Here is a 5337-nt window from a genome sequence, read left to right on the forward strand (position 1 = left end):
TGGAACAAAACCCAACTTGTGTTCCGCCTAAAACCCTAAAGCTGCGCCTATGGCAAATATTTAAACTCTGTATGCGCATTATTGTTTACGTCCCCTTAACTCTCTTGGTGATGATGGCATTACTGCTGGGGACTGAAATTGGCTCACGGATCAGTGTCGGCTTAGCCGATAAATTTGTGCCCGATCTGGCGCTCACCTACACCTCTGGCTCCTTAAATAAGGATCTCACCTTAGCCCACGCCAGTTGGTCAATGGAAGGGATTAACGTTGAGCTCAAGAATTTACATTTGGCGTGGCAACCCACTTGTTTGCTACAAAAACAACTGTGTGTGAATGCTTTAACGGCGAGCCAAATCGATGTCAATATCGATACCGAGGCCTTAAGCTCAGGTTCCACTGAAGCCGACGTTACCCCCGAAAATGCCGAGCCTACCGAACTGGTCTTGCCCTTTGGGATAAAGCTCGACAGCGCCGAACTGAACAACATCAATATTGCGGTCGATAAGATGCGCTTTTCGGCCAATCATATTCAGACCGCCGCTACTTGGTTTGCCGAAGGACTGACAGTCGAGCAGCTTAGCAGTGAAGGCTTGGCTGTGTTAATTCCTACCGAAGACAGCCCTGTTCTAGACACACAGGCCACAGATCCTCAAGGCGCAAGTATTCAAGTCACAGATACTCAAATCACAGGCACACAAGTCACTGACACCAAGGCAGCCGAGACAGCTGCAACTGCAGCGGCGATAGCAAGTGCTAAAGCTTCAGCGGATAAGCCCATTGCTAATAAGGGAGCTACGGCGCAAACGCCAGCGAATACTCAGGCTGAAAAGCAAATTGATAAAAACGCCGATAAGCAAACATCTACAGAGGAATGGGCACTTGCCCATTTGCCGCAGGTGTTTATGCCTTTTCCGGTGGATGTAAAACAACTTAGCTTAGACAACAGCCGTTTGCAGATTGGGCCACGCGAAGATCTGTTTAGCCATATTGAGCTTCAGGGGCAATTTGCCAAGTATCAGTTAACCCTTGATAAACTGCAACTTGGCCACAGTTATGGAGATCTTTCTGTGGTGGGCCAACTCGCCCTCGAACAGGACTATCCGCTCGCGCTTGAGGTTAAGGCCAATGTGACTCAGGTTGCCGAGTTGCCGGAGCTGACACATCAACAATTAAGCCTCACGCTTAGCCAAAGTGTCGGACAACTCAGTATTCAAGCCCTTGCAAAAGGAGATGTGGATTTTAGTCTCGATGGGCAATTGACCCTGAAAGATCCCACGCTTCCCTACAAGGTCAAACTGCAGAAAGCCCGCGCACAGTGGCCACTGCAACATGCCGAGTATCTCGTCAGCGATCTTAACCTCGACAGCCAAGGCTCCCTTAATCAACAAGCCGCGACGCTCAAAGGAAATGTCACCACACCTTTTCATAAAGTGTTAGCCATTAGCGGTGAACTCCATCATCAAGATGCGAAACTCGATATTAAGCAGTTTAATGCTAAGGGCGAGCTAGGTTCGATCGATGTAACCGGTGAACTAGATTACGCTAAGGCGATCAATTGGAAAGCCAAGGTATTGCTCGATAACCTGAAATTACAGGAAATCACCCTGCCAGAAATAGCGCAGATGCCAGAATCAACGCCAAATAAGGACACGAACACACCGAGCACAAATACCGATAAGGCGATGCCTGCCACTGCAAGCAGCAGCCTGCCAAACAGTTTAATCTCTGGACAATTACAGACCACGGGACGTTTGTTAGATAAACAGTGGCAAGTTGCTCTAACGGACACTCAACTGTCGGGCACCTTGCAGGGATATCCATTTGATATCACCGCCGATGTCAGTATCAACGATAAACTGTATATCAGCGCCAAAGGGGTCAATGCCAAGGTACTGGGTTCCACCTTAACTTTAACGGGGGAAACCAACAAAACCTGGAACATTGAGGGTAAGCTGCAAGTCCCCGATTTTGGTTTATGGCTGCCCCAAGCCAGCGGCCAATTGCAGGCCGATATCAATGTCACTGGGGATGAAAAACATCCACAGCTTGAGTTAACCGCGCAACTGGTCGATCTGGTGCACCAAAATATTAAGCTGAGGGAATCCACGCTCAAAGCCTACTATAAGCCTTTGGATGCACACGAATTTGCCCTATCGCTCAAGTCTAAGGCGCTACAACTCGGTTCACAGAATCTAGATACCGTCACCTTTGGCAGTAAAGGCGATATTCAAAACCAAAAACTGACCCTAAGTGCCACTGGGGATTTGGGGCTCGAGCTTGGCGTGACCAGTCAATACGATATGAAAAAATCTCGACTACAAGCTCAAGTGAATAAAATTAACTTGGCAACCCCTGTTGGTCGCTGGGAAGTAGATAAAGATATCCTTGTTGCATGGGATCAAAATACAACCAAAGGCAATGTCAGCCCCTTCTGTCTAGTAAACCCTAACAGTAAGATTTGTTTAGATAATCAAATCTCGCTAGGTAAAAAAGGCGAGGTGCAACTAAGTTATGTTGGTAATCTTGGTAAACTTTTAGCCCCAGTATTACCAAGCAATATGGATTGGGATGGTCGCTCTTCGCTATTGGCAAACTTTGCTTGGACCGCAGGGCGAAAACCCACGGCGAATATCGATTTTAACTTCGATACCGGTAGCATCAAACTCAAACGCGCCAAAAATCGCGAAGTCACCATTAAATATCAGCAACTTGCTTTAAAAGCTAACTTAGATGCCAAACGACTAATGTCGTCTATCAACTTTGAGTCACAGGACGTGGCAAGCTGGCAAAGTGAACTCACTGTTAACGTGACGCCTGACCGCGCGTTGTCGGGTTATGCCAATATCACACAAATTAATCTTCAACCTCTTGGCGAATTTTTCCCACAGCTCAATACCCTAGAAGGCTTACTGACTAGCAAATTAAACTTTGCTGGTACCCTAGATGCCCCCGAAGTATCAGGTAATGTTTCGCTCACTCAAGGAGCTCTTGCACTGACAGCGAACCCTACCCTTATCAATAAAATTGATCTGTCGATGGATCTTGGCGGTCAGCAGGCATCCCTTAAAGGTCGCTGGATGATGGGCAATGGTTTAGGCCGAATTACGGGACAAATGCGTTGGCCTCAAGGGCTGTTTAGCGGAGAACTTGCCGTCAAAGGCGATAAACTGGCGGTGATCCAACCACCACTCGCACTCTTAGATGTATCGCCCGATCTCACGATTGCCTTTAGCAGCCAACAACTTGAAGTCAAAGGGGTAGTCGATGTTCCCTCGGGTAATATTAAGATAGTGCAACTGGCTGAGGGTGGTGTAGCCTTGTCAGAGGATGTCGTTTTCAATGACTCAATTGCCGCCGCGCAACCTAAAGCCAGCCCCTATGCCATTGTGGCCGACCTGAATATTAACGTTGGCAACGATCTTAAAATCGATGGTATGGGCCTCAAAGGTAAGCTACAGGGAACCTTAAAACTTCAGCAACAGGCGTTTCGCCCCCCCCTGTTATTTGGTGATATTAAGGTCAAACAAGGCAACTATAAGTTCATGGGGCAAACGCTAAAAATCCGTACGGGTGAAGTGCAATTTGTAGGCCCACCTTCTGTCCCTAATTTAAATATTGAAGCAATTCGGGAAATTAAGAGCGAAGATCTGGTCGCGGGAGTGCGCGTCACTGGTACTCCCACTCGGCCGGTGGTCACCCTTTTCTCTAATCCTGCCAAGGAACAAGCCGAAATTCTGTCTTATATTATTAAAGGCAGCGGGTTCAACAGTACCAATAATGAGCAGAACAACTCCTTGATGATGGGAGCTGCGCTGGGACTCAGTGCTCAGGTTGGTGGCGGTGGCGCTATTAATAATATTGGAAATACAGCAGCGGGCATTATCGAAGAATTTGGTTTCTCTAACGTGCAACTCGACACTAATGATGAGGGCCGCGTTGCCATCAGTGGTTTTATCGGTGATAACCTTATGGTCAAATACGGTGTTGGCGTATTCAATCCTGGATATGAGATGACTGTCAGATATTACCTGTTATCCCAACTCTATCTTGAAACCGTATCCGGTACCTTAGGGCAATCCCTCGATATCTATTACAATTTCAATATCAAGTAGTGCTTGGCTAGCACACAGACACAATAGTGAGCTACATGCCGATGATGATATTGACGCTGTGCACAGGCAAAATGATTAAACACCAGCAATTGTTTGATGGGTAAAGTCACTTAACTTGCAAGCATCAGAGTTTGATGAGTGAAAAGCAGCCACAAAAAAAGCGCCATATAGGCGCTTTTTGCTTCAATTACGCAATTAAGCGTAAACGAAGTCAACGTGTTCAATGATTGGCTTGAACGCGTGGCGTTGCATAGCTTGTGCACGAACGCCTACTTCTTTGCCATCTAATACGATAGTCACTACAGAAGTATAGAAGTCAGCGTTAGCTTGAATGTTGATGATATCTTTGTGATCAAAAACAATAGAAACTGGCTCTTTGCCTGCGCCATAAATAACGGCAGGAACTTTACCTGCATGACGTAGGCGGCGGCTCGAACCTTTCCCTATTTCAGTGCGGGTTTGTGCTGGGATAGTGTAAGACATGTGTTTCTCACTTAAATTTAGAGTAAAAAATATCACCATTCTCGACCAATGGTGACTCATATAAAACGCGCGCATACTAACACAGTTACTCAGCAGGTACAAGAACTGCCAAACTCTGAATGCAATGGGGTAATAATGGGATATCGTTATCAATTAACAAGAGTATTTATTGAATTGGGAAACTTGTTCTAGCGCTGTTACATAGGCGAAACACCTTTGATCTGAATCGAAAAACACGCGATCTTGATCACACTTAAGCCATTCGATGCCTGTTAAGCTCGAGCAAATTTTGCCACTTCAGCCTTGTAAAACATGTGTCACGAGCTGTATTTATTGCAACAAGAAAATCGACTCTCCTGCCAATTAGCCCGTGAACTGGTCTCACTCATTAAAACTGTCCCCTATCAGCAGACCACGATAGAGTTAAAATTGCTGGAACTGCTCGCCTGCACACAACAAAAAAACCGCAGTTTACTCATGCTAATGCAGATCTGTGAATCACCGGCAGTTGAGAGCCAAAGACTAAGACAATTTAAGTTTTCACAAAGTCTGAATAAGCAGGTTAGTGATTGGCAGCAACACCGTGAGATGAATAAACTGGGACAAGTTTTTTTGCCGCTACTCGAGTATTACTTACAGGACATCCAAACACTAGAGCTGCAATTTTATCAGCAGCTCTCATTAAACACTGAGCAAAAGATACAAACTACCAATGCCGCACAGGACCGCAGTCAACGTGCAC

The 5337-nt window shown here is 46.2% G+C and carries 3 protein-coding genes; 2 read left to right on the forward strand and 1 reads right to left on the reverse strand.

The features are described from left to right. The coding region (locus tag SHEWPOL2_RS21305) for a translocation/assembly module TamB domain-containing protein (RefSeq protein WP_037431487.1) at positions 1 to 4112 on the forward strand (4112 nt) is incomplete at its 5' end. A 195-nt stretch (positions 4113 to 4307) separates the two neighbouring features. Here the strand turns inward: SHEWPOL2_RS21305 and rplY are convergent. Further along, the gene (gene rplY / locus SHEWPOL2_RS21310) at positions 4308 to 4595 is read right to left on the reverse strand and encodes a 50S ribosomal protein L25 (protein ID WP_037417983.1); all 288 of its coding nucleotides are present in this window, start codon (positions 4593 to 4595) and stop codon (positions 4308 to 4310) included. 312 nt (positions 4596 to 4907) lie between these two features. On the opposite strand from rplY, the gene SHEWPOL2_RS21315 reads away from it, so the two are divergent. Further along, the coding region (locus tag SHEWPOL2_RS21315) for a hypothetical protein (RefSeq protein WP_037431490.1) at positions 4908 to 5337 on the forward strand (430 nt) is incomplete at its 3' end.

It is taken from the genome of Shewanella sp. POL2 (assembly GCF_000282755.1).
GTDB classification, from domain to species: Bacteria; Pseudomonadota; Gammaproteobacteria; order Enterobacterales; family Shewanellaceae; genus Shewanella; species Shewanella xiamenensis.